Raw genomic sequence first — 26,105 nt, forward strand, 5'->3', positions numbered from 1 at the left:
GGTCAGCCGGACCCGATCAAGTCTGTGAAGGATGGCCCCGTGATCACCGCAGGAGGATTCCAGCCATCGCGGCTGGTCGGCGGCCCGCTACGCTGACCTCGCGGGCGACAATCGTCACTTCGCTCGCAGGCGTTGACGCGGGAACCGCAACGGGGGTCTGTGCGTCCAATCAACGTGGGAGGACATCAGTGACTGACGACAAGAAGCTGGGTAGCAACGCCCTCGAACCGTGCGTGGCGATGCCGGAGATCAAACCGGCCCCCAATCCGCTGGACTGGGGTCAGCCGGCTGACGGGGTGGGTGTGCTGTCTGAGCAGGGGATGTGGGCGGCGCGGGCGGCGAGTGCTCGGGAGGCGGCTGAGTTGCTTGAAACGGCCCACAGAGCTGTCGAGCCCGTGCTGAGAAGCAACTACTTCGGCCAGGACTGCGCTGAGGGGGAATCACTGCGAGATTCGCTGCTTGCGATTGTGGGGGCGAATGGTTCTTGGCGGAGCGAGCTCGTCGACCAGATTAATCGCCTAAACGACTTGGCAGACCAGTGCGATCGCGCGGCAAAGGAACTCGCCGCGACTGATCGCGAAGCCGGTGAGGGATTCCGCAGTGACCGGTAATCCAACAAGAAGGGCAGCGCACAGGATGCTGCTGTTCTGCATCCTTGCCTCGATCTCGTCAACAGCCCTTGCTTGTAGCGCGGGTTCTGATGAAGAAACCACGACGTCAAGTGTTCCAAGTTCCGCGGGCATTCGGCAGACCGACGCTTCCGGCAAACCTCTACCTTTTGAGACAACGTTGGCTAAACGGTGGAATAGCTCGAATGACGGTACCCCCTACGAGCCTTGTACGGCTGTCGACCAGACCGTTGCGGGCGAGGTAGGGATAGACCTATCCAGCACTATCGATGCTGCAGTCGTATCCGGTCAGACACTTCGAGGCTGTTCGTGGAAGTATGCAGGCGAAGAAATCGGCGGCTGGGGTGCGGATCAGGTCGTCGCCGATTTCGAAAGCCTCGAGTCCTACAAGAAGGACAACAAGCTCTTCAATTGGCGCCCAGACATCACCCTGAACGGCAGAACCGTCGGAGTCACGTCGATGAACGATACAAACTGTTTCACGTACGTCCAGTCGTACCAGTCAGGAGTCACCACAGCGGCCTCGTACCGGACTCTTCCCGCTCCGACTTTGGACGAGGTCTGCGAGCGGGCTATCGAATTGACGAAAGCAACTATCGACAAGATCCCCAACGGCTGACTCAAACCAATCGAACCGACACTCCACGATCTCGCTCGACAAGACGAGATCCGATGTGGTGGGCCACTGACTTCACGCTGCCACGCACGCAAGCGAGGGTCAGCCACCTTCATGCCCTCACTTACCGAATAACTGAAGGCATGATCGCCCCATGCCCTCACTTTCCGCCGACAACCGCAGCCAGAACCCCTGGCCAGCGGTGTCCAGTGAGGTCGTCGAGTGGTCTCCGACCACTCCTGCCGACCTGCTGACCCGGGCGCAGCGCGAGCGGTACCGCGGTCCGTACCGTGCAGCTCTGGTCCCGCACATCGCCGACCTGACCCCACATGTTTCTCCGGAGACGTCTGCCCTGGTCGCCGAGGCCAGTTCGGTGATCACCCGATTCGATGCCGAACTCCGCAACGAGCTCGCACCCTTCTCCGCGATCCTTCTCCGTTCCGAATCTGCGTCGTCGTCGCAGATCGAGAATCTGTCGTCGGGGGCCAAGCAGGTCGCGCTCGCCGAGTTGGGCAGTCGAGCGGAACGCAACGCCACCGAGATCGTCGGCAATGTCGCGGCGACGACGGCGGCCATCGAACTGGCCGACCGATTGGACACCAACGCGATCCTCGCTATGCACCGCGCCTTGATGGAGGACACGAGTCCCCAGATGGCTGGGCGGTGGCGCGAGGATCAGGTATGGATCGGCGGGACCAGCATCGGCCCCCATGATGCCGACTTCGTCGCGCCCACCCCCGCGCATGTGCCTGGTCTCATGGACGACCTCATTGCGTTTTCGCGCCGCGCCGACGTCTCACCGCTGATCCACGTCGCGGTTGCGCACGCCCAGTTCGAGACCATCCATCCGTTCCCCGATGGCAACGGGCGGACCGGCCGCGCGCTCGTGCAGGCGATGCTGCGCGCAAGCCGGCTGACGCAGAACGTCACCGTGCCAGTGTCGGCGGGGCTGCTCGCCGACACGAACAGCTACTTTGCCGCGTTGGATGCCTACCGGACTGGCGATCCGTCGCCAGTCGTCGAAACATTCTCGTATGCAGCGCTTTCCGCGGTGGACAACGGCCGCCGACTGGTGTCTGATCTGCGTCGCATTCGCGAGTTGTGGGGCGAACGAGTTCGTGCCCGTCGGGGATCGGGCGCCCAGAAGCTGATGGATCTCCTACTCCGGCAGCCGGTGGTGGATCGACGGGCCACCGCGGCCGCGTTGGGCATCTCCCCCGACAACGCCGGTAGGGCCATCGACCCTCTGGTCGAGGCCGGAATTCTGCGCGAGTTCACCGGATTCGCTCGCAACCGGATGTGGCAGGCAACGGAAGTCGCCGACGCGCTCGATGAGTTCGCGGCGAGGTCGGTGCGTCGTGGCCACGGATAGATTCGCCCAACCACGCTACACCGGGTTGGCCACAGGGCCTGGACCAGAGACTACACAACCAGCCGCTCGACCTGCACCAAGGCCGACTTGCCGACCAGCCACGACCTCGTCATCGCCACGCATCTGACATCAACTCGTCATCGGCCAGATTCGCGAATCGGGAACCGAACGATCGCAGGTCGTCAACGGTCACCTCACCGGCTTCCACCTGTGCATCCTGGGCGAGCTTGCGTCGCAGATATTGCGTACGGGAGAGTCCCAACTGCGCCGCGCGCGCGTCGATCGCCGCCAGCACGTCGTCGGGCACATCCCGGATGAGAATGTCGCTCATGATCGCCTCCTCCACCTGATGATATCGCGCGCTATCGGAACGCCGCGCACACAATGGTGCGATGAGCTCCCTCGCCGACGACGTGCTCCCACTCATCCGAACCCGCGCCGATCTGCACACCTGGCGGGCTTCCAACGCGCACGGAGCGCGCATGCAGGAAGCGGTGGCCATGCTCCAGCAGGCCGCCGCCCACGGCGACCCCGTCGAGGTGTTCGCGGTGACCCAGAAGGCCATCGCGTCGGCGGTCACGGTGATCATGCGCGCCGACGACTCCAGCGGCATCATGGGCGACGCCATCCGCAGCCTCCTGGAACTGCACGCGGACATGGCCGCGCCGGCGCAGGTCGCACCGGCGAAGCTGGTCGACTGGATGATCACCTTTCAGTTCCACAGTGACTGTGACTTCTTCACGATCGACCCGGTGCGCTACGCCGCAGCATTGGGCGATGTCGGGATGGCGCGCTATCGCAGGCGCATCGACGAGATCCGCGATGATCTCGGACCCGCAACCGACGATCTGCGCGACCGCTACAGTCATGCGCGAGTCATGTTGCACTACAACGACCAACGGCTGGCCGTGCTCGACCGTGACGTCGACGCGATCATCCGGACGCATGCGCGCGACGAGCGTGCCGCGGCCTGGCTACACGACGCTGCGAAAGCCCTCGCCGAGATCGAGCAGTACGACCTCGCGATCGAGACATCCCTGAAGGTTTGATGTCAAGCCGCGGCGGTGGTTTGGTCCTTCCATGCGGTGGCGGGGTCGTAGGGGATACCGCGGGCCAGGCAGCCATGGAGTATGCCGACGAGGCGGTTGGCGAGTTGGCGTAGCGCGGCGTTGTGGTCGACGTCTCGGGCTCGTTGTTTGCGGTAGTAGGCGCGGGCGCCGTCGTCGTGCATGAAGGCTCCGTGGGCCTGGGCCATCAGGGCGTCGACGAGTCGGTCGTTGTGGACGTAGCGGGCGGAGACGATCCGCGATTTGCCCGACTGTTTCGTGATGGGGCTGGTGCCCGCCGCGTTGCGGCGGGCTTTGCTGTTGCGGAAACGTAACGGGTCGTCCCCGAACTCGGCGAGCACCCGGGGTCCCACGGTCGGCCCCATGCCGGGCTGGCTGAGGTAGATCTCATGGTCCGGGTGCTGGGAAAAATGGGCATCGACCTCGCCGGCGAGCTCGTCGATCTGCTCGATCACCACACCCAGCACCGCCACCGAGGCGCGCACCGAGGCCGCGTAGGCGTCGGTGACCCGATCAGGTTGGCCGAGGTGCTGTCCGCGTAGGATCTGTTGTATCTCAACAGCTTTGGTGTCTTTGTTGCGGCGACCCTTGAGGAGGGGCAGGATCTGGCTTTTGGTCAGCTTCGCCGCCCGCGCCGGGGTCGGCGCCTTGGTCAGCAAGCCCAGGATCGGCCGGCTCGTCAATTCCAGATCCAACGCCGAACACACCAGCAGGATCGCCGGGAAGTACTCGCGCAGCGCCGCACGCACCCGCAGCATGTGGCGCGTGCGTTCCCAGATCATCGTCTGATGCGCGCGGGCCACCACCTTGACCGCGTCCGCGATCTCGGAGTCCCCACCACTTTCCCGCAACTGGTGGCGACGACTCCGCAGCATCTCGGCCAGCGCATGCGCATCACCCTTGTCGCTCTTGGCGCCCGAACTGACCACGATCTCGCGGTAGCGATGGGCCTGTTTGGGATCGACTCCAAATACCCGATACCCCGCAGCGATCAACGCGTTGACCCACGGACCGCGATCGATCTCGATACACACCAGCACCTGGTCAGGCTGATCGCCCTCGTCGAGGAAGGTCGCCGCGATCTCCCCGAACCTCTCGATCCCGGCGATCCCCTCAGGCAACCGCGCCCGCCGCAACACCTGCCCACGCTCGTCTTGAAACTCGACATCGTGGTGGTCTTCGGCCCAATCATCCCCGACGAACAACACTGCCACTGCCGGTGCCTCCTCACAGCTACCAAGCCGTCGATTGTTCAACACGGCAGCTGGCCGGAGGACCCTCGCGAACTAATGGTTCAGTGCTCACACCCCGAAACCACATCGGAGCCGGCACGACATCCCAGCAGCAATCACACCCTCTTGGCCGACCACCAGGGGCACGGTCTCGATCCAGAACTCGCCATCAACGGTTCCGTAGGCACGAGTGCTCACCCAGCAGCAGCCACCAACACCAAGTCTGACCCAAACTCACGACCAGACCCAGTAGCTCCCATTAGTGGGCACAACGCGCCGCGACCCGTGATCCGTGGCATCAGGCACTCGCGGCGGCCGAGACCTGGTGCGATCTGGTCGCCACCCACCGACCCGACGACGTGCTCGCCGTCCGACTGGAGGTGTTTCGTCGGTGGCCGTCATCGACCACCGCGGCCCGACTCCATGCGACCGCCGGCGACGAGTGGGCCGCCATGCACGACGAGGTCACCGAGACACTCGACGCACGCCCGCGGGATGCCGTCGTGTTCAGCCTCCACACACTTCACGACCCTCAGCGCGCCTGGGCGCAGGCGAACTCACTGGGCCTGACCGACAGTTCCCTGTGGTTGGACCTGATCAAGAGGTACGAGAAGATCGACCGATTAGCAGTCCTCGAGCCACTGACCGCGTTGACGCTGTCCGAACTCGAGAACGCCGGCGCCGCGCACTATCGCACAGCGGCGCGCCACCTGAAACGCATGCGGCGGTTGGCTGCGAAGACCGACCGCGCCGGCGGGGTCGACGCTTTGATCGCAGAGTTACGGCACACCCACCGCAATCGCCCCCGCATGCAGACCGAGTTCGACAAGGCCGGCCTGCCCTGAGTGGATCGCCGCCGACCAACCGTGTCACTGCCCACCCAGCAACTCCCGGATGTCCTCGGCGCTGATGGCCGACCCGAACAGATCGCCGTCGTCGATCACGGCACTGAACAGTTCGCGTTTGCGATCCTGTAGCGCAACCACTTTCTCCTCGATCGTGCCCGCCGACACGAGTCGGTAGACGGTGACCGGCCGGGTCTGCCCGATCCGGTGGGCTCGGTCGACGGCTTGGGCTTCGGTCGCCGGATTCCACCAGGGATCGCACACGAAGCAGTAGTCGGCCTCGGTCAGGTTGAGCCCGAATCCGCCGGCCTTGAGGCTGATCAGGAAGACCTTCGTCTTGCCGCTGGTGAACTTCTTGACCGCGGTTGCCCGCTGCGCCGACCGCATCGACCCGTCGAGATAGCTGTAGCCGATGCCGATCTCGTCCAGGCGTTGTGCGATGAGGGTGAGGAAGCTGGTGAACTGGCTGAACACCAGCGCCGAATGTCCTTCGTCGATCAGCTCGGGAATCTGCTCGGCGAGGAAATCGATCTTGGCCGAGTCCACCTTCGCGTGCTTGTCGTCGACCAGACCAGCGTGCAAACTCAGTTGCCGCAACATGGTCAGGGACCGGAAGATCTCGAACCGGTTCTCGTCGTAGTCGCGTAACAGCCCCAACACCTTCTGGCGTTCCCGGGTCAGGCGCGTCTGATAGATCTTGTCGTGCTTGGCGGTCAGGTCCACCGACAGCACCTGCTCTTGTTTCGCCGGCAGATCGCTGGCCACTTGATCCTTGGTGCGGCGCAACATGACCGGGCGGATACGTCGACGCAGCACCGCCAGTCGGTCGGGTTCGGTGCCGCTCTCGATCGGTTTGCGGAAATACTCGGTGAACACCTTGGGCGACGGGAACAGCCCGGGTGCCGTCAATGACAGCAGGCTCCACAGCTCCATCAGGTTGTTCTCCATCGGCGTGCCGGTGATCGCGAGTTTGATCTCCGCGGTCAGCCTCCGCGCGCACTGATGGCCTTTGGCGTTGTGGTTCTTCACGAACTGCGCCTCATCGAAGATCACGCCGGTCCACTCGATGGCGCCGATCTCATCGAAGTCCAACCGCATCAACGCATACGAGGTGATCACGATCTGACTGTCGCCGATCTGCTCGGCCAGTGGGGCGCCCGCCCGGGCGCTGGTCGCCGTCACCGTCGCCACCGCGAGTCCCGGGACAAAGCGTTCTGCCTCAGCCGCCCAGTTGGAGATCACGCTCGTCGGTGCCACCACCAGGAAGCGTCCGTCGGGTTTCTCCTCGATCGCCGTCGCGATGACGGCCAGCGTCTGGACGGTCTTGCCCAGACCCATGTCGTCGGCGAGGATGCCGCCGATCCGGTTGTGCCACAGGAAGTACAGCCAGTCGAGGCCGGCGGTCTGATAGTCGCGCAACTGCGCTTTGAGGCCGGCCGGCGGCGGACAGGGTTGTGGTGGTTGCGCCGACGCCAACTGTTTCAGCCGCTCATGCCACTGCGTCAACTCCCGGTCGACCACACCGAGCGCGAGGAGTTCCTCCCACAGTGTGGCGTTGTAGGTGTCGCCCCGGACGCGGCCGTTCTCGATCTCGCCCAACGCCTTCGCCTCGGCGACGAGTTCGGCGATCCGCGCGAGTTCCGGTGAGTCCAGCGGAAAGTAGACGCCACTCGGCAGCAGCATGTGCGTGGCTCCGTGGGACAACTCGCGCAGCACGTCGGTCAGCGGCACCTCGGTGCCGTCGATGTTCACCGTGATGGCCAGGCCGAACCAGTCGTTGTCCCGACTGCCGTCGGCGGCGATGTCGATGCGCGGAAACTCCTGTGCGGGACGATAGTCCGGCGCGTCGCCGACGATCTCCACCTGCACACCATGGTCGCGCAGGTCCGGCACCACCTCGACGCACAGTCGCGCCGTCTCCACCGCGGTGTACCGGTAGGGGCGGGCCAGCAGCGTCGACTCGGATCGAGCGATGGCCGCGTCCCTGGTGGAATCGAGCGCGTCCGCCGTCAGGCCGACGTCCTCACCCAGCCGATGCGCTTGCCGAATATGCGGGAGGGCCTGGGTGCGCCAACTCCCGCAGAGTCGGGCCGCCGATTCGAGTTGGGGCCGGATCTGCTTCCAGGCCTCCGCTTCAGCCTGCCTGTCACGCACCCCGGCAGACTTGTCGACCTCGAAGCTGCGCTGTCGGCCGTTCACCTCGTACCCGACCGTCCAGGTGGTCACCGCGCGGCGGGAGTCGTCGACCCGGACGGTCAACGTCAGCGCGGGTCCCGAAACCTCCGGCGCGATCAACGCGTCATCGTCCACGTCGACCGCCATCGACGCACTCAGACCGGGCAAGAGGTCGGTGGAGAAGTCCTCGGCGTCGTCGTCGGGAACCGTGATGCTCCCGAGCGAAAGGAGTTCCCGGAACGCATCCATCGAGGCCGGCGCCTGGAACGGTCCGAGATACAGGGTGTCGCCCTCGCGGTTGTAGAAGCCGTGCGGGTTCGGTTCACCGAAGAGTCCGACGGGCGAGCCGTCCCACTCGTAGCCGTCCATCTGCAGCCAGGGCCCGACGGTCAGGCCGTCGTCGCCGCGGGTGATCCGCAACGACGCGCGACAGCCGGCGGCGAGCGCGACGCTCGATGCACCGGTCGACTTGTGTGCGAGCAGCACCACCCCGGCGTCGACTGCGGCGACCAGCAGGTCCCAGATCTCCGGGGGCGTCTCGTCGAGGTCCAGCACCTGACCCCTGGGGTAGGGATTGACGGTGTGGGCCGCGTCGGCGATCGCTCGGACCCGCGCCAGATGCGTGGGATGAAAGTGCTCCGGCGGGTGATCTTTGGTGACCCGGTAGTAGTCCTCCCGGTAGTTGGGGCGGATGGACTGCCAGGTCAAGCCGGTCCGCACCCACGACCCGGTCTTGCTGGGCGACACCAGCCGCAGCGTCGGTGAGGTCAGTTCGTCGCGACGACTGCCCTGCGCCTCGACGAGAATCCCGATCGGAGCCGTACCGCGGCGGGTGGGTGCCGCGTCCCCGGCGGCGACGAGTTCGCCGAGCAGCGCTCGCCACTGCGGGGTCGATGGCGTGGTACCAGCTGCGGGAACGCCCTGACGGCTCGCCAGCAGCAGCACGGCCACCGCGTGCTTGCAGTCGATCTCGACAGGACACGTGCAGAAGGCCTCCACAAGTATTCGCTCCGCGTCGCCGACGTCGTCGAACTCGATCTCGACGTCGTAGACATTGGCGTCCGACCCTGCGCAGCACGCCAGCAGGCGCAAGCCGCCACCCGACCAGCGGACGTCGGCCACGCGGCCTTGTTTCGCGTATGCGGCCCCGCGGCTGACGGTACCCGCGTCGAACTCGTCTCTGAGCTCGGCCTCGGTGTAGGCGAGCGGTAGGAATCTGGCCACCCGTCGAGGCTAGACCGAGGTGACGGATCACTCAGGTGACGGGGCGCTGACGCCCTTGCCGCCCCGCTTCGGGATGACATGCATGATCGCCACGATGATCGCGCCGATCACCAACCCGACGAGCGCGGAGACCACGGTCCCCGCCGTCCACGACAGGACACCGCCGAACGAGTGGGACAACTCGTGGAACCAGTGCTCGATGTCGTGCAGACGGTCGGCGGGCCAATGGAAGCCGGCCTCGCCGACGTTGACGATCAGGATGTGGCCACCCACCCACAGCATCGCCGCGATACCCACCACGGTGAGGGTGGACATGATCTTCGGCATCGCCTTGACCAGACCGCGGCCGATGCGTTGGCTCGCCGTCGAGGTGCGCTGCGCCAGTGACAGTCCGACGTCGTCCATCTTGACGATCACCGCGACCACGCCGTAGACGAGGGCGGTGATGAGGAAGGCCACCACGATCAGCACCAGCAGCCGGGTGAAGAACGGTTCGGATTCCACCGACGACAGCGAGATCACCATGATCTCCGCCGACAGGATGAGGTCGGTGCGGATGGCGCCGGTGACCATCGACTTCTCGAGTTCCGGGCCCTTCAAGACCACGGGCACGTCATCGTCTTGGTGGCCGTGGCCCCCGCCGAGGGCTTCGTACACCTTCTCGGCGCCCTCGTAGCACAGGAACAGGCCGCCGGCGATCAGCAGATACGGCAGCGCCTGCGGCAGGAACTGACTGAGGATCATCGCCACCGGCAGGATGATCAGCAGCTTGTTGCGGATCGACCCGACGGCGATCTTGCGGACGATCGGCAGCTCGCGGTCGGGGGTGAAGCCGTGGACATACCGCGGTGTCACGGCCGTGTCGTCGACGACCACACCCGCCGCTTTGATGCTGGCCTTGCCGGCCGCCGCGCCGATGTCGTCGAGCGACGCCGCGGCCGCCCGCGTCAGGGTCGCGATGTCGTCCAACAGCGCAACGAGGCCACCGGCCACCAGAACCTCCAGGGTCAGACGCACGAGTCACCGATCAGTATGCCCGCACATGCCTCCCGCGGCGCTCGTCGAAGTGGCACCCCGCTGCCCGTCGACCCGAGGTGTCCTCCAAAGTCAATTCTGTGTCCCGTGATGTCAATACGGGGTTGGGCGAATTGGACAATGATGTGGATCACACTGTGTGTCGAGTGAAAGGGGGTCCACAAGATGCGCTGCCGGACCGTGCCCTTCGCGAAACCGATCGCCTATGCCGCGGTGGAGTGCCACGCTCGAATGTGATGCGTCCACCCGCCGTCCCGACCCCGAACACCTGAAGGAGAAGTCTCGATGCTGAGCACCATGCAAGAAGCCCCGCTGTCGATCGCGCAGCTGCTGCGCCACGGCAGCACCGTTCACGGCGCCGCCGAGGTCGTCACCTGGACCGACGACGGCCCGCGTCGTCGCAGCTATGCCGACGTCGGCAAGCGATGCGCACAACTCGCGCACGCACTGCGCGGGCTGGGGGTGACCGGTGATCAGCGGGTCGGCACGTTCATGTGGAACAACGCCGAACACCTCGAGGCCTACCTGGCCATCCCATCCATGGGCGCGGTGCTACACACCCTGAACATCCGGTTGTTCCCCGAGCAACTGGTGTTCGTGGCCAATCACGGCGAAGACCACGTCATCATCGTCGACCCCACCCTGGTGCCGCTGCTCAACCCGCAGCTGGCGCAGTTGGAGACGGTCAAGCACATCATCGTGACCGGCAACTCCACCGCGGGAGTCGAAGCGCCCGAAGGGGTGCAGGTGCACTCCTACGAGGCGTTGATCGCCGACCAGCCGACCGAGTTCGACTGGCCCGAGGTGGACGAACGCTCAGCCGCCGCCATGTGCTATACCTCGGGCACCACCGGCGACCCGAAAGGTGTTGCCTACTCCCATCGTTCGATCTACATGCACTCGATGCAGGTGTGCATGACCGACGGCCCCGCACTCAAACAGGGCGATCGGGCGCTCGCCGTGGTGCCGCAGTTCCACGCCATGTCGTGGGGACTTCCCTACGCGGCGTTCATGATCGGTGCGTCGTTGATCATGCCCGACCGGTTCCTGCAGCCCGAACCCCTCGCCGCGCTGATCGCCGCCGAGAAGCCCAACTTCTCCGCCGCGGTGCCCACCATCTGGCAGGGCCTGCACCAGTACCTCGAAGCGCATCCGCAGGACATCTCCTTCATGAAGGATGTGCTGATCGGCGGATCGGCGGTGCCGCCGTCGCTGATGCACACCTTCGAGGAGGACCACGGGGTGCAGGTGCTGCACGCGTGGGGTATGACCGAGACGTCGCCGCTCGGTTCGGTGGCGCGGCCGCCTGCCGACACCGAGGGCGAGGAGCGTTGGCGCTACCGCTACACCCAGGGTCGGTTCCCGGCGTCGGTGCAGGCCCGCCTGGTCGACGACCTCGGCGAACCCGTTGCGCACGACGGCAAGAGCGTCGGCGAACTCGAGGTCCGCGGCCCGTGGATCACCGGCTCCTACTACGGCGTCGACGCGCCGGAGAAGTTCCAGGACGGCTGGCTGCGCACCGGCGACGTCGGCACCATCACCCCCGACGGGTACCTCACCCTGACCGACCGCACCAAGGACATCATCAAGTCCGGCGGCGAATGGATCTCCTCGGTGGACCTGGAGAACGCCGTGATGGGCCACCCCGACGTCATCGAGGCAGCCGTCATCGGCATCCCCGACGCCAAGTGGGATGAGCGGCCACTGGTCGCGGTGGTGTTGCGCGAGGGCTCCGACGCCACCGCCGACACCCTGCGCGAGTTCCTGTCCGACAAGGTCGCCAAGTGGCAGCTGCCGGAGAACTGGACCGTCATCCAGGAAGTGCCCAAGACCAGCGTCGGCAAGTTCGACAAGAAGCGCCTTCGCTCGCAGTACCAGGACGGCGACCTCGACGTGACGCGGATCTGAGGCGCGGGTCTCTGCCGGCCGCGGGCCGGAGTGTTCGTCCCCCGGGTGTTGTTTCATCCGCCGACTGCGGTCGGCGGGTGAGGCGATACCCGGGGGACGAATTGTGTTGGGGCGGAGGCTCTGAGCAAGACCCCGAGGCGTTGTCGCGCGCGAGTCACCGGAATCGGTTGACTCGCTGAATTGCCCCACCCGCGGCGGCAACGTACTCCTCGAGCTCCACCAGTACTGATTCGAGATTGGGACCGTAGTATGCCAGCTGGATCTGCATCAACCGCGGATATGGTTCGACTGCCGTGGCCGCCGGTTGAATGTGCAACTTGCCGCTTCGGAATACTACGCAGTCGGCGGCCACAAGCTCCTCCATCGATAAGCTGTGCGCCTTGCCGTCGGTGGCGATCCAGCGCATACCATCGGGCGTCAACCGCAAGTGCGCATTCGACCGAGCCGACCGCCACGACGAGATCGGCATCGCGATTGTGGTGGCGACAGCGAGCACCACCACCACGGCGGTCTGGATATCGTCACGCAGGGTGGCTGAGTCACCGAGAGCCAAGTACAGAAGGACTGTTCCGATAGCGCTGAGGACACAGATGGCAGCGATGACGAGAGGTTCGATCACCGGCAACACATTGCGGGGTATGTGGTGCGAATCCAGCTGATAGACGGTCGCGTCCGGGTCAGTATGCACGAGCCGATCAAGACTGAGGATCACAAAGGTGCCGAACAGACACGCCATGACACCTGCGCCCACCGTTCCGGTCAGGCTGCGCGCCGGGTCAAATGCGGCTACAAAGGCCACCGCGGCTGCTGCCGCAGCCGCGACCGCGAGAACACCCACAAGAACGTACACGACGCCGGGACGCATCGGGGTTCCTCCAATTTCCGGAAACTGCACCCCAATTGCCGGGCACGGGTAGCGGAGTTCTGGATCAGCGGAATCGATTGACTCGTTGTATCGATCCCCCTGCGGCGGTCAAATAGTCGTCGAGGGCTTGTAGCACGGATTCGAGATTCGGACCGTAGTTGACCAGTCGGATTAGCACGCGATCAGAATGTGCCGGCGATGGGACCACAGCGATTCGCAGGTTGCCATTCCGGTACGCGCGGCATTCTGCTTGAACGAGTTCGTCGATCGACAGAAAGTGCGCCCGACCGCCAGTAGTGACCCAATGCAGCCCATCAGGTCCGAACCGCAGATGCGCCCCCGAACCCGCGGCGCGCCATGACCAGATCGGCATCGCGATGACGGCGACCACCATGACCACGGTGATCACGACAACTTGGATATGATCACGCACAGTCGCCGCATCGCCGAACGCAATGTTGACGAGAACCAAACCAGCTCCGCCTGATGAATACACAAGAGCAAGAAGAAGAGGCTCGACGACCGGCAACGAGTTGCGCCCAATACAGCCGGTGTCGAGCCAGTAGACAGTCGCACTCGGATCGGCACGCCAGAGTCGTGATGCCAGGATCCATACGAGTACGCCGACACTACTTGCACACGCCACCATTCCGACCGCACCCGAGACGCTTCCGCGCATAAAAAGGAAGAGGAATGCTCCGACAAGCAGACCGCTGACGATAAGGACCAGCATCCCGAGGAACGCGAACATCACACCTGGACGCAAAGCAAATCTCCATGAGTTCCATAGCACGGACTAGCTGAGAAGCCAGTACGCGCCTTTGACTACACCGTAGACAATCGCCCCCACAATGAGTCCGGCGGCGGCCGCAGGCGCGAAGGCCACGCCAGCCATCGTGGCAGCAAACCCCACCCCCGCACCCGCACCCCACGCGGCACCATTTTGAACATAGGCTTGCGTCCGCGGTGTTCCGGTACCGGTGTCCATCTCGGCGCCCAATATCGCACCAGCCGGACCGAACGCACGACCTCCCCAACGGACCGCTCCTGCGCCCAGTGTTCTCGGCACCTGCCAGCCTTTCACCGCTCCGGGTGTGGCCAAGGCTTCGATGAAGCTGCCGTGGGCGGCAATGGTACTCGTCGCAAGCACGCCCAGAACCGACGGCAGATCCAGGACCGCGCCACTCGCGGGGTCGACGAGGGCGGGTTTCCCGTCGGGGTCTTTGCCTGTGCGGAACTCGACTCGCGTACCGTCTGCAAGAACGCGGACGCCACTGCCGTCCGGGCGGAGTTCGAGTTGCTCACCGTTCGCGAACTGCGTTGTCGCAACACCGCTGTCGTCATACTTCGTCAGTGACCAGATACCCTCGTTCACATCAGGATTGAGGACGGATCCGTCGGAGAAGACGTACAGCAGATCGCCGTTCTCCGTTACTCGAGCGCTCGACGCAGTGATCTCAGTCTCTGTGCCGTCTGGAGCCGTCTCCACCCGGTAGTACTCGAGACTCCCATCCGAGCTTGTGCGCTGATTGATGACCCCGACGTCCTCGCCGAGGTAGTTGTTGCGTACCCAGTCGTCGTATCCGAGAGACTGCCCAGGCGCCGGCTCTGCGCCGGCAGTGCTCTGATCGCCATCGGTGGTGATCCCACGGGGCGCATTGTCTGGTTCCGCTTGCCACGGTGCGACCAGATCACCGAGTGCTTCGGTGTCGCTCTGGTCGGTCTGCTGCTGGGCGCCACCCACCAGGGGGTTGGCCTGCGCCACTTCATCGGAGACGCCGTCGGCCTCGGCCGTCGCATTGGGTGGTGCATCCGCAGAGAGCATGCTGCCAAGAGCATCATCACCAGCGTCGAGCGGCGCCTGGCTCGACCGCGTCTCGGTGAGCGGGTCACCGTGTTCTGCCTCGTACTGACTGATCGTGTCGCGCTGCTGTTCTTGCTCGGGAGTGTAGGGCCCCGTGGGAGGCGCGGAGAGTCTTGCATCCCAGTATTCGGTCTCCGTGGGATCAGCCAGGATCGGGTACACGGCATCGTCGTCTGGCCTGACGTGCTGGACAAGGTTGCCCTCGGCATCGGTGGAGTACCAGGTGTGTTGAGGGCGGCCGGTCGAGTCGAAGGCCCACGGGCTCGCGACTTCCTGTACTGCGTTTCCGTCCTGGTCGACAACGGTTGCTGACCCGTCGGCGTTGATGACTGTCTGGCCACCGCTGGGCACGTCCATTTCGAAGTGGTAGGCGCGCGGACTGGCGCTGTCGTGAATCAGTACCAGACGACTCGGACCGACTGTGCCCCTTGTGGAACCGCCCGGTTTGAGGAATCTCATCCCGTCGAGCCGGGTACGTGGACTGGCTACCGCGAGCGCCGCGGCCCCGGCGAGGAGCCACAGTGGCAACGGGATATCGGAGCCGCGGCCGCCGGCCGGCAGCAACGCTCCCGTGCCTTCGACAGTCTCCGACATCGGCGCGCGCGGGCCGACGTCCTTGTCGTCGCCGCGCACCACGACATCTGGGACAGCCGAGGTAGTCGCACCACTGTTCTCCGGCGACGTGTCGACAGAGGTAGCTGCAGGTCCCTGATCTCGTTGCGGTGCTGATGAATTCGGACTGGGCTCGCGAGTTGCGCGGCTTTCGCGAGAGGGCGAGCCGGGAACGTCCACGATTGGAACCCCGTTGCCTTCACCGGGTCCGGGGCCGGGACTGCCTGCAATGCCGGGCCCCCCGCCCGCGTCGCCATGTGCATATCCGGCGGAGGGCGGTGGGGTGTTCTGCGTAGGGGGTGGCGAATAGGTGGGCACACTGATGCACGGCCACGCCGGACCGTACTGTTCTCGCATCTGATCACACAGCGCGTCCGCACGCGCCTCTGGGGGAGCGAGTGCACCAGCCACCAGGGAAACAACCCCAGCGACGAGGAGGCTCGTCGTCAGCACTACGGCGCGTAACCAACCGCGGCACCGTCCACAGGTCGTGATGACATTCGCGGTCGTTGAGACGCTCGCCGCCAACTCGGCGCACCGCCCTGCCGCTCCGCGTCGCAGAGTCATCGATTGCGGATTCTCGCGAGCACCAAGTCAACACCAGCCCAGAACCAGCGTCCCGCGATCGACATGACCAAGAAGAAGATGAGGAACACCGCTACCTGCCCCCATCGGTCCGCCCACTCGGCCATATTCGACAGGTTGGCCGCCACGATGACCAGTAGTACGCAGCCGACAACGAAGAGAGACCCCGACACCATCGTGGCCCGCTGACCGCTCGACGCGGCTGGTTCGTCATGGTCGGGCTCATTGCCGGACTCCGCACCACGGGTCACGGATGTCTGCGCTCTCGTCACGATTGTTTGCCTTTCGAAGCAGAACTGGTCAGTCCGGCGAGTCGCCACCAAGGCGGACGGGCTGCGCCGCCGCGCGTCAGCGCGTCACACTTCGGCTGACTACAGGTAGTGAGGCTTGCCGTAGACGTTGACCGTGGTGTCGTTTGCCGGTGTGGAAATGGCGACGGTCACGTACGCCCGCACGGCGACGGGACCGAGACACCCATCGACCTTGACATGCACCCCATCGACAGTGAGTCCACCCGTAGCACCTGTAAGGGTCTTGGTGCCGAACGGGACGTCGGCAATCGTGCCCGGCTTGAGAGTGGTCGCGACGTTCGGCATGGCCTGCGCGCCAACGATCAGCGCGGGCGGCCACGATATCGCCATCTGAGCGGTCGGTCCTGCCGTCACGCCCAAGGCCAGACCGGAAGTGACATCGATGTTGCAGCCGACTTGAAAGCCCGCAGTAACAGTGCCCGCCGTCACAGGCTCGCCACCGGAGCCCGCGATGTGTCCCGCTCCGCGCAGCGACAGAAACCCTTCGCGTGTCCACGGCGACTGATTCAGGGGCGCGACACTGTGGACCTTCTCCTGGGACTTCACCGCGGTGACACGCCAGCCATCCGCCGTCAACTTCGACACCCGCTGGTCAGCAAAAGCATTCGGCGCCCCAGACGCGATGCCAGCTGGCACAGCCGTTGATGCCAACATGCCAGTCACCACCGTCAGAGCCGCCGCCACGCATCGCAGCACGCAGCGTCGGCCATCCCCCATGATCATCCGCCCCCCAAATGAGTATTCGCCAATGAATACTAGAACTTCATCATGGCACATATTGTCGTGGCACCGACCTGCCCACCTTTGTGACTGAGACAACAACTCCTCGAGAAGGTTCAGCGAACTGCAGGTACTCCTCGCTGAGTTTCCGCACACGAGTCCAGACCCCCCCGACCGACAGAACCCGGACGCGCGCAAGCGACACCGCACGCGACGGTTCGTCCCCCGGGTGTTGTTTCGTCCACCAACTGCAGGCGGAGGGTGAGGCGATACCCGGGGGACGAATTGTGTTGGGGCTCAGTTCCCAAGCAGGTCGGCGAGCGCGTCGTCGAGGTGCGGGAAGCGGAACTCGAACCCGACGTCGTCGAGCACCTGCGACCGGGCGCGTCGGCCGGTGAGCCCGAGCGCGGGGTCGGTGCGCAGCGCGATGGCGCCGAGCCGCAGCAGCGGGGCGGGGGTCGGTGGGGCCGGTGGACGGTGCAGTGTCCGCCGCAACGCCGCCATCAGCTCGGCGTTGCGCACCGGGTGCGGGCTGGCGCCGACGACGACCCCGTCCGGGATGACGAGCTCGGGGTCGAGACCCAGTGCGGCGCGGGCGATCGCCAGCCAGTCGTCGACGTGGATCCAGCTGAACCACTGACGGCCCGATCCGACTCGACCACCGAGCCCGACGCGGGTCAGGTCGGCGAGACGTTTCATCGCGGGTGCCTGATTGTCGAGGACGATGGAGGTGCGCAGGGTGACCAGATGATCGGCGTTCGCACCCGCGACCGCGTCCTCCCACGGTCGCGCGACGCCGGTCATCTGCGGCAGGCCCTCGGGGACGGGGGTGGTCTCGGTGCACCACTGCTCGCCCGCGTCGCTCCAGATGGCGGTGGTGCTGGCCTGCAGCCAGTGCGCGATCGGGGTGTCGCGGAGTCTCGAGGCAGCCACCAGCGCGCGGGTCGCGTCGACGCGGCTGTCCCGCAGCAGTGCGATGTTGCGTTGCGTCGGACGACAATCCACCAACTTGCCGGCGAGGTTCACCACCGCGACCGGACGGTCGGTCACGAGGATGTCGGCCCACGCGCCGACGGTACGGCCGTCCCATTCGATCTGCTCGAACGGCGACGTCGAATCGACGCTGCGGGTGAGGATCACCGGTCGATGCCCGCGACACGCAAGGTCGGCGGCCAGATGCTGTCCGAGGGCGCCGCTGCCACCGGCCAGTACGACGGTCAGTGCGTCGTTGGCCGGTGCGAGGCCGGCGAGCCGAGCGAGGCGGGCGAGGTCGACACGGTCGGTCAGGTGTGGGACGGCAGATCGGAGGGCGCGGCTCACCGGTCCGGATGTGGCTGTCACGGTGACCTTTTCGGAGACAACACACCCGCCATCGGCCGGTGCGAGGTGGAAGTCGATGACCGTCGCCCCTACCGGTTCCTTCTGCGTCAGCTGCAGACGACGGCCAGGGTCGTAGCCGGTGATGGTGAACGGTGGCGCGAGGCGTCGATGCAGTGGTCCGGCAACGCGATGCGTCTGGACGTAGGAGCCTTCGGTGCCGACGGCAATCGCGTCGTCGACGGTCACCGATCGATACCCGCTGTGCCACTCGGGCAGTCGTGACGGATCACCGAGAATCCGCCAGAGCGAGTCGGCGTCGAGGGCAATGAATTGGGAGTACGACGTTGTACTGGCCATGTCTCACGGTAGGCCTGCATGGCCCCGATGGGCGCTGTCGCGTTTGTCACGTTGACGCGGGAGGTGTACGCCAGTTTCGAGACGTACTCCGCCGACCGCCGTAGCCTCGGCCGAACAAATGACGCCCTGATCACCCCTCAAGTCCGCCATGTCCGAATTGGTATGCTCCCTCCGACAACGGGCGGGACTGACTTTTCGGGGGTATCAGTGCTGGTTGATCCAGACGTCCTACATGCTCTGGCAACGCAGACAGTTGGCGCTGCCGACAGTATTGACGGTGCCGACCTGCCGGCCGTGGCCGCGCGTGCAGCCGACGGGCTGGACGGATCGACCAGCCAATGGGCCGCCCGCCTGGTAGCTACGTATTTAGACCAGCAGTGCCAGAGGATGCAAGAAGGTCTCACGACGATGGGTCTGGCCGTGCGCGGTGCAGGTGAAAACTACAGTGTCACCGATGAGGATCTCGCAGCGGACCTCACCCGCCTCTGGAGGTAGAGACAATGCTGCCGTCACGACCTCGGCTCGAGAGTTGGGACCCCGCGTCACTCGGACCAGGTGGCGCAGCCGTCACGACCGCCGGTCAATACGTTCACGATGCGGTGCGAACGTTGGACGCCGCCTGCCGCACGCTCCCCGAGCTAAACGCTTGGTCTGGGGACGCGCACGACGCCGCAGCCGCGGTGTTCGGCCGAGCGAACGCTGCCGCCGCTCATCTATCCGACAATGCAGCCGCCGTGGGCACGGCGACCAGCGCCGGCGCCGGTCCGCTCGGTGACGCACGGGCTTCGCTCCTCGCCAAGGCCAACGATATCGACGCCGGGGATCTCTGGGTGACGGACGACTGGGTCGTCCTGATCAAGGCCGCCCCGATGTCAGCGGACGAAGCGGAAACCCTCGCGGACCGAGCAGTGGCCGAGCAGGCCGGAGTGAATCGCTTCTTGCTCGCCGTCGGTGACGCAGACGAGGAAACAGCCAACAGCATTGTGGCCGCGGCGAGCGCCCATGGGTTCGAGATCCCGAAATCGATCATCCCACTGCCGGGTACCAGCAAGCCCGCCGATGAAGTCCCCAACCCTCGGAACCCCATGGGCCTGTACCAGCAGGTGCTGGTGCGCTCCGAGGACATGGGAGTGACGGTGCGCGAAATCACCAAATATGAGGACGCAGAGGGTAACCGAGTCACCACCATGCACATGCAGGACGGGAGTCGGCAGGAACACATCCTCATGAATCCCTATCGCGGGCCGGTGGCAGCGTCAGTGTTCAACGACGTCCGGGTATTGCACTATGACAGGAACGGGAACGTGATTTCCAAGAGCAGGTCGTGGGAGAACTTTGAAAGCACGAAGTTCATGACGACCACGTGGGCTGACGGGACCACGGTGCACGCCGAAGAGCGGGAGGACGGCTACAAGGTCGCCCGCGTCAGCACCGCCGACGGACGGACCGTGGAGATCCCCGCAGACAGTCCGTTCTTCACGCATCCAGGCCTGACGACAGTGGGTGGCGCGATGAGCGGACTCGACGAGTATGCGACGCGCGGGGGAGGTATTCCGACGCTCAGCGCCGACGACGTCAAGAAGGTCGGGGTTGGCGCAAAGTTCGCTGGGCCGGCACTGGGTATTGCGACGGCCATTTACGATGTCGCCACCGCAGACGCCGGACAGAGATGTGAAGCCGCGATATCAGGGACGTTCGGTGTGGTCGGCGGCGCAGTGGCCGGCACAGCCGGGGGTGCGCTCGGGGCGGCAGCAGGCATGGGGGCGGCATCGGCACCGGCGGCCTTAGGCGGCGCCGCGGTGGGCGGCACACTCGGCAGTTGGGCGGGCGGTTGGGTCGGTCAGAAAGTTGCCGGGGTGGTCTGCCGATGACCACCCTCACCACTCCCAGTCGCTGGCGAGGTCCTTCGAAATGGATGATCGCCGGCATGGTGTTTTTCGTTGCGGCCGTGCCCTTCTGCCTCAACTGGGCTATGCGAGCTCTGCTCAACGGCAACGCCCTGACGTCCCTGATCGCTGTGGGCTTGAGCATTTCGTTGTGCGGCTATGTGACGACCGGATACCGCCTCTACCGGAGGCGGGTAACCCCTCGGGCGACATCGACTTCCGACCGCACGATCGTCGAGCCCGACTCCGTCTCGAGACGAATCATGAGCGCGACTTTCTGCGGGCTCATCCTCAGCGGATTCCTATTTGCTGTTCTTGCCCCCCAAGACAGAGTTGACCTCGAACTCAGCGACGGCCAGCGACTGTTCTTTTCGATTGGGGCATTACTCGTTGCCATTCTGTGCGTCCCCGCCTTGATCGGTTCCGCATTCCGTGATGGGCCTCGCATCGCGCTTGGCAGTCAAGGCGTCGACTTCTACAACGGAAGGCGGTGGACGACGTTTCAGTGGGACGAAATCCAGGCCATCCTCGACTACATCCCGGACGGAAAGTCCAACACAGGCCATCCGATCACCGTCATCTCGACCGACGACCGGCAGTTCACGCTGGACACACCCGACTCTTACACGCCGGGAGGCACTGCGCTCTTCTGGATGCTTCGGTACTACTGGCTCACCTCTGATGCGCGTGACGAGTTGACTGACGGGCGAGCAGTCACGCGATATCTGGAGAGCCGCTTCGCGATGATCTAAGAACCGAGCAAGAGCACAGCTGGACCGCACAGATTCCCTGGCGCCGCCTACCACCGCACGTCGGCGTCGAGAGCGATGAACTGGGTGTGCGACGTCATCTCGGCAACCACCCACCCCAACTGCCTGTGACTACAGATAGAGTGGTTGGTCCCCACTCAGGAGACCGACATGCACGAGCCGCTCACTGCGCGCCAGGAGATCTGGCGCGGCCTGCTTCTCGGCCAGAAGGCGATGCTCACCGATCTCGCCGTGGAGCTCAAGCGCGATTACGGCCTCACCGTTCCCGCCTACGAGGCCTTGCTGTCCCTCTGGGAGTCGCCCGACAACTCGTTGCATGCGACGGAACTCGCGAAGGCTCTGGTCTACAGTTCCGGGTCCGCATCCAACCTGATCAAACGGTTGGCCGAGGCCGGGCTGGTCACCCGGTCATCCGGTGACGAGGACGGCCGCACGGTACGGGTCTCGCTGACGCCCACCGGGGTCGACGTCATCGAACGCGCCACCGCGGCGCACCGCCAGAGTCTCGCCGAGACATTTGAGCCGCTCATCGACGACGACGAGGTGGGCCCTCTCCTCGAATTCGCCCGCAAGCTGGCCGCCCATACCGGCGTGTTGTCCGCGCCGGTCGACGAGTAGCCCCGCGCGACCGCGCCGCCGGATTCCACCCGATGGGGAATACTCGACGATTATCTGTAGTTACAGATATCGGTGCCGATGGGCGGCGCCGCCCGTCGAGAGGAAGCCAGCATGTCCCAGCCCGGTCGGGTCGCCGTCGTACGCCGGTTCGGACCCCCAGACGTCATCAGCATCGAGAACCACGCCAGTCCTGCACTTCGACCGGATCAGGTGCGGGTGGCGGTGCGGACCGGTGGGCTCAACCCGGTGGACGCCCGACGCCGATCCGGCTCCTTCGGCGGTCAGGTTCCGATGCTCCTGGGCACCGAGTTCGCCGGCATCGTCGTCGAGTCCCAATCCCAGGCCTGGACGCCGGGCGACGAGGTCATCGGGTGGGGCGCCAACGGCGCCGACGCCGACCTGATGGTCACCACCGCGCATCAGCTGCATGCCAAGCCCGCCGACCTCGGCTGGGCGCTCGCGGGTGGACTGAGCGGCGTCGGCCAGAGTGCGCTGACCGCCCTGAACTCGCTGGACCTCGCACCCGGCGACACGATCCTGCTGCACGGCGCGGCCGGCGGCGTGGGCACCGTGCTCACCCAGCTCGCGGTGCGGCGCGGCCTCTCGGTGCTCGGCACGGCGTCGGCGGCCAATCAGGCGCATCTGCGTGACTTGGGCGCGACGCCGGTCGTCTACGGGGACGGCCTGGCCGGCCGCGTCACGGCCGCTGCCGGCGGCGCACAGATCGCCGCATCGATCGACCTGGCCGGCTCGGCCGACGCCGGCGATCTCGCGACCCAGATCGTCGCGGCGGGCGGTGCAGCGATCACCCTCGTTCCCGAGACGATGATGTCCCACGACATCCCGTTGGTCCGGGTGCAGCACTCCAGCGCCCAACTCGCCGAACTGCTCGGGGCGATCGCCGACGGCACCCTCATCCTGCCGGTCGAGACGATGCCGTTCACCGAGATCGTCGAAGCCCATCGTCGGCTCGACGCCAAACATGCCACCGGCAAGCTCGTCCTCGACCTCGCCGACAACCCCCACCTTCCGCTCGCCACTCAGTAGGCCTGACATGACATCCCTCGCACTCATCGGACCCGGTCGGCACGGCACCGCGATCGCCACGCTGTTCGCCTCGCACGGCGCCGACGTCGTCCTGTATCACCATCGTCTCCAGAAGGCCGAGATCGCTGCCCGTACCGTGCGGGCGCGGGCCAACGGTGCCGAGGTCACCGTGGCCCCGAGCCTCGCCGACGCGGTTGCTGGACAAGAACTGGTGGTTCTCGCGACCCTCTGGGATTCGGCTCAGCGCGCCGTCATCGCCGAACTGGGTGAGCTGCTCGCCGGCAAGATCCTGCTCGACGTCTCGAATCCGCTCGACGTCACCGCCGCCGGCATCGTCCCCCGCACACCCGTTGAAGGGTCGGCCGGTCAGTTCGTGGCGACCCTGCTGCCGGCGAATACCGCTCAGGCCAAGGCGTTCTCGAATCTGGCCACCGCCTTCATCGGCGAGAGCGCGGATCTCACGCCGCCCGCCGTCCTGCCGTTCGCCGCCGACTCCGCCGAGACGGCCGAGCGGATACGTCCCTACCTCGAGCGCACCGGATGGCTGCCCTGGCTGGTCGGCGACATCTCGGTCTCCCGCGAACTGGAGATCGGCGGCCGCTACAACAGGGTGCACGGCCGGTGGGGACGCTCGCGGCTCGACGAGACGGAGATGCACACGCGTTTCGGCCCGCAGGTATTGCTCCCCGAGACGACCAGCACGCGATAACGCATACTCACCACGAGGAGGTCACCATGGCCGACTACGGACATGAACTACGGTTCGGCACCTTTGTGACGCCGTCATCGGACGCACCGCAACGGGCCGTCGAGATGGCGATCGCATCGGAAGCCAGCGGACTGGACCTGGTGACCTTCCAGGATCACCCTTACCAGCCGGCGCTGCTGGACGCGTGGACACTGCTGTCCTGGGTGGCGGCGCAGACCTCGACCATCCAGGTCGCGGGCAATGTGCTCAACGTGCCCCTACACCAACCCGCTGTACTTGCGCGACAGGCAATCTCGCTGGACCTGTTGTCCCACGGCCGGGTTGCGCTCGGGCTGGGTGCGGGCGGCTTCTGGGATGCGATCGAGGCGATGGGTGAACCGCGTCTGTCCCCCGGCCAGAGTGTCGAGGCCCTCGACGAAGCGATCCGCATCATCCGCGGGATCTGGGACACCGACACCCGGACGCCGCTGCGCGTCGACGGCACGTATCACCGGGTCGCCGGTGCGAAACGGGGACCCGCCCCCGCACATGACATCCCGATCTGGGTGGGAGCTCTCAAACCCCGCCTGTTACGGCTGGTGGGGCGCGCCGCCGACGGCTGGCTACCGTCCTTGGCCTACCTGAAGCCGGGTGATCTCGCACGCGGCAACCGAACGATCGACGACGCGGCGACCGCGGCCGGCCGCGATCCGCGGGAGATCACCCGCCTGCTGAACATCGGCCCCGATCTCGGCGTCGACGATCTCGTCGACCTGGCCGTCGACCACGGCGTCAGCACCTTCATCCTGGCCGCCGACGACGCGCGGGCCATCGAGCACTTCGGCCGGGAGCTCGCACCCGAGGTCAGGGAGACGGTGGCCGGCCTGCGTGCACAGCGCGGGATCGTCGGCGGTCGTATCCGGCCGGCCGAGTCAAAGGCCAAGCGAGTCACGGGCATCGACTATGACGACGTGCCGCAGTCGCTGGCCGTGACCGCGGTGGAGCCCGGGGACCGCGGGTACGCCCGCTATCGCTCGGCGTACCTGCGCGGCGGCGCGCCCGGCCTGGTGTTGCGTCCGCAAACCGTCGACGAAGTCGCCGACGCCGTCCGCTTCGCCGACCGACATCGGGATGTGCCGTTGGGCATTCTCAGTGCCGGACACGGGTTGTCGGGGCGGTCGATCAATCGTGGCGGCCTGGTGATCGATGTCGGCGCGCTCAACACGATCGAGGTGACCGACCCGGATGCGGGCCTGGTGCGGGTCGGGCCGGGCGCCCGCTGGGTCGACGTGGCCAACACACTGGCGCCATACGGTTTGGCGATCAGCAGCGGCGACTACGGCGGCGTCGGGGTGGGCGGCCTCGCCACCGCCGGCGGCGTCGGGTGGTTTGCCCGCGAACACGGACTGACCATCGACCACCTGCGCGGCGTCGACGTCGTCCTCGCCGACGGGTCACTCGTGCACGCCGATGACGACGAGAACAGCGACCTGTTCTGGGCCGTGCGTGGCGCCGGCGCCAATTTCGGTGTCGCGGTGTCCTTCGAGTTCGAGGCGTCCCGCGTCGGCCGGGTGGGATTCGCACAGCTCATGTTCGATGCGAGCGACATCGCGACGTTTCTGCAGAAGTGGGGCGCGGCGATCGAGGCCGCCGACCGGTCGGTCACCGGTGAACTCATCATGGGCGCACCACAACCCGGACATCCGACGGTCGCCCGGGCACTGCTGGTCGTCGACTCCGACGACCCGGACGTGATCGTCGAACGACTCACCCCCATCGGCGACATCGCCCCGATCCTCGACCAGGCGATCTCGTTGGTCACCTACGACCAGATCATGAACGCCGCCAACGACCCCGGCCCACAACAGGCGCAGGGAGAACCACTGTCGCACTCCGGTCTGCTCCGGCACATCACCCCGGAATTCGCGGCGCAGGCCGCCGAGCTGATCGAGGCGGGCGCCAGCTACTTCTTCCAGATCCGGTCGGTCGGCGGCGCGGTCGCCGACGTCCCCGACGACGCCACCGCGTACGGGTGGCGCGACGCCAACTTCTCGGTCGCCGCCTTCGGCACCCGGGCGACGAAGCTGGACTCCTGGTGGCCGCGGCTGGTGCCGCATTTCGACGGTCTCTACCTGAGTTTCGAGACCGACCTGGGTGATGCGGTGCTGGCACAAGCATTTCCGCCGGCACATCTCGACCGCCTGCGGACGTTGAAGGGTCGCTACGACCCCACCGGGTTGTTCCGGGACAACTTCTTCATCGCGCCACCGTCGTGATGACCGCGCGCTCGGTGCCGGCGCCGGGCGCGACTGTCCTCGCAGCGCCCGACGGCGTGCTACTGCGGACCGTCCCGCACGAA

21 protein-coding genes are annotated in these 26,105 nt (G+C 65.8%); 12 read left to right on the plus strand and 9 right to left on the minus strand.

Annotated elements, in window-relative coordinates; genetic code table 11:
- Window positions 1–188: 188 nt before the first annotated feature.
- From NWF22_RS09515 to NWF22_RS09525, 3 genes are all read left to right on the plus strand, one after another.
- Complete coding sequence (locus tag NWF22_RS09515) at window positions 189–611, plus strand: hypothetical protein (protein ID WP_160904556.1); 423 nt, start codon at window positions 189–191, stop codon at window positions 609–611.
- Window positions 601–1,248: a DUF3558 family protein gene (locus NWF22_RS09520; RefSeq protein WP_160904557.1), complete on the plus strand. Its 648-nt coding sequence runs from the start codon at window positions 601–603 to the stop codon at window positions 1,246–1,248. Before NWF22_RS09515 ends, NWF22_RS09520 begins: the two co-directional genes overlap by 11 nt.
- Before the next feature lie 151 nt (window positions 1,249–1,399).
- On the plus strand, window positions 1,400–2,617 hold the full coding sequence (locus NWF22_RS09525) for a Fic family protein (RefSeq protein ID WP_160904558.1): 1,218 nt from the start codon (window positions 1,400–1,402) through the stop codon (window positions 2,615–2,617).
- A 109-nt stretch (window positions 2,618–2,726) separates the two neighbouring features.
- Here NWF22_RS09525 and vapB read toward each other — a convergent pair whose 3' ends face one another.
- A complete protein-coding gene (vapB, locus tag NWF22_RS09530) occupies window positions 2,727–2,948 on the minus strand; it encodes a type II toxin-antitoxin system VapB family antitoxin (RefSeq protein WP_160904559.1) in 222 nt (73 codons plus the stop codon).
- A gap of 61 nt (window positions 2,949–3,009) precedes the next feature.
- Between vapB and NWF22_RS09535 the strand changes: the two genes are divergently transcribed.
- Entirely contained in the window at window positions 3,010–3,666 is a 657-nt protein-coding gene (locus NWF22_RS09535) for a DUF6880 family protein (protein WP_160904560.1), read from the plus strand.
- A gap of 2 nt (window positions 3,667–3,668) precedes the next feature.
- Here NWF22_RS09535 and NWF22_RS09540 read toward each other — a convergent pair whose 3' ends face one another.
- Entirely contained in the window at window positions 3,669–4,892 is a 1,224-nt protein-coding gene (locus NWF22_RS09540; protein WP_373692011.1) for an IS110 family RNA-guided transposase, read from the minus strand.
- A 383-nt stretch (window positions 4,893–5,275) separates the two neighbouring features.
- Between NWF22_RS09540 and NWF22_RS09545 the strand changes: the two genes are divergently transcribed.
- Window positions 5,276–5,761, plus strand: a complete 486-nt coding sequence (locus NWF22_RS09545) for a hypothetical protein (RefSeq protein WP_160901495.1) — start codon at window positions 5,276–5,278, stop codon at window positions 5,759–5,761.
- Between the two features lie 24 nt (window positions 5,762–5,785).
- Here NWF22_RS09545 and NWF22_RS09550 read toward each other — a convergent pair whose 3' ends face one another.
- Window positions 5,786–9,160: a DEAD/DEAH box helicase gene (locus tag NWF22_RS09550; protein ID WP_160901496.1), complete on the minus strand. Its 3,375-nt coding sequence runs from the start codon at window positions 9,158–9,160 to the stop codon at window positions 5,786–5,788.
- Window positions 9,161–9,187: 27 nt separating this feature from the next.
- Window positions 9,188–10,153, minus strand: coding sequence for a DUF808 domain-containing protein (locus NWF22_RS09555; RefSeq protein ID WP_160902134.1), 966 nt, complete (start codon window positions 10,151–10,153; stop codon window positions 9,188–9,190).
- Window positions 10,154–10,480: 327 nt separating this feature from the next.
- Between NWF22_RS09555 and NWF22_RS09560 the strand changes: the two genes are divergently transcribed.
- Complete coding sequence (locus NWF22_RS09560; protein WP_160901497.1) at window positions 10,481–12,103, plus strand: long-chain fatty acid--CoA ligase; 1,623 nt, start codon at window positions 10,481–10,483, stop codon at window positions 12,101–12,103.
- A gap of 154 nt (window positions 12,104–12,257) precedes the next feature.
- Here the strand turns inward: NWF22_RS09560 and NWF22_RS09565 are convergent, their stop codons facing one another.
- The 5 genes from NWF22_RS09565 to NWF22_RS09585 form a co-directional block, all read right to left on the minus strand.
- A complete protein-coding gene (locus tag NWF22_RS09565; RefSeq protein ID WP_160901498.1) occupies window positions 12,258–12,968 on the minus strand; it encodes a hypothetical protein in 711 nt (236 codons plus the stop codon).
- Between the two features lie 64 nt (window positions 12,969–13,032).
- The gene (locus NWF22_RS09570) at window positions 13,033–13,719 is read right to left on the minus strand and encodes a hypothetical protein (RefSeq protein WP_160901499.1); all 687 of its coding nucleotides are present in this window, start codon (window positions 13,717–13,719) and stop codon (window positions 13,033–13,035) included.
- 45 nt (window positions 13,720–13,764) lie between these two features.
- On the minus strand, window positions 13,765–15,465 hold the full coding sequence (locus NWF22_RS09575) for a hypothetical protein (RefSeq protein ID WP_160901500.1): 1,701 nt from the start codon (window positions 15,463–15,465) through the stop codon (window positions 13,765–13,767).
- Between the two features lie 935 nt (window positions 15,466–16,400).
- The gene (locus NWF22_RS09580) at window positions 16,401–16,994 is read right to left on the minus strand and encodes an MspA family porin (protein WP_233751020.1); all 594 of its coding nucleotides are present in this window, start codon (window positions 16,992–16,994) and stop codon (window positions 16,401–16,403) included.
- Between the two features lie 363 nt (window positions 16,995–17,357).
- Window positions 17,358–18,737: a DUF1731 domain-containing protein gene (locus NWF22_RS09585; RefSeq protein ID WP_160901502.1), complete on the minus strand. Its 1,380-nt coding sequence runs from the start codon at window positions 18,735–18,737 to the stop codon at window positions 17,358–17,360.
- A 734-nt stretch (window positions 18,738–19,471) separates the two neighbouring features.
- Between NWF22_RS09585 and NWF22_RS09590 the strand changes: the two genes are divergently transcribed.
- The 6 genes from NWF22_RS09590 to NWF22_RS24485 all read left to right on the plus strand — a co-directional run bounded on the left by NWF22_RS09590 (window position 19,472) and on the right by NWF22_RS24485 (window position 26,022).
- Complete coding sequence (locus NWF22_RS09590; protein WP_258321373.1) at window positions 19,472–20,608, plus strand: hypothetical protein; 1,137 nt, start codon at window positions 19,472–19,474, stop codon at window positions 20,606–20,608.
- Window positions 20,605–21,375: a hypothetical protein gene (locus tag NWF22_RS09595; RefSeq protein WP_160901503.1), complete on the plus strand. Its 771-nt coding sequence runs from the start codon at window positions 20,605–20,607 to the stop codon at window positions 21,373–21,375. The genes NWF22_RS09590 and NWF22_RS09595 overlap by 4 nt, the downstream gene beginning before the upstream one ends.
- Window positions 21,376–21,543: 168 nt before the next feature.
- Complete coding sequence (locus NWF22_RS09600) at window positions 21,544–22,011, plus strand: MarR family winged helix-turn-helix transcriptional regulator (protein WP_160901504.1); 468 nt, start codon at window positions 21,544–21,546, stop codon at window positions 22,009–22,011.
- A gap of 111 nt (window positions 22,012–22,122) precedes the next feature.
- On the plus strand, window positions 22,123–23,058 hold the full coding sequence (locus tag NWF22_RS09605; RefSeq protein WP_160901505.1) for an NADP-dependent oxidoreductase: 936 nt from the start codon (window positions 22,123–22,125) through the stop codon (window positions 23,056–23,058).
- A gap of 7 nt (window positions 23,059–23,065) precedes the next feature.
- Window positions 23,066–23,767 carry an NADPH-dependent F420 reductase gene (locus NWF22_RS09610; RefSeq protein ID WP_160901506.1) on the plus strand — a complete coding sequence of 234 codons (702 nt, stop codon included), beginning with the start codon at window positions 23,066–23,068 and terminating at the stop codon, window positions 23,765–23,767.
- A gap of 26 nt (window positions 23,768–23,793) precedes the next feature.
- The gene (locus tag NWF22_RS24485) at window positions 23,794–26,022 is read left to right on the plus strand and encodes an LLM class flavin-dependent oxidoreductase (protein WP_160901507.1); all 2,229 of its coding nucleotides are present in this window, start codon (window positions 23,794–23,796) and stop codon (window positions 26,020–26,022) included.
- Window positions 26,023–26,105: the final 83 nt, after the last annotated feature.

The sequence above is a fragment of the Gordonia mangrovi genome (genome assembly GCF_024734075.1).
Taxonomy (GTDB): Bacteria; Actinomycetota; Actinomycetes; order Mycobacteriales; family Mycobacteriaceae; genus Gordonia; species Gordonia mangrovi.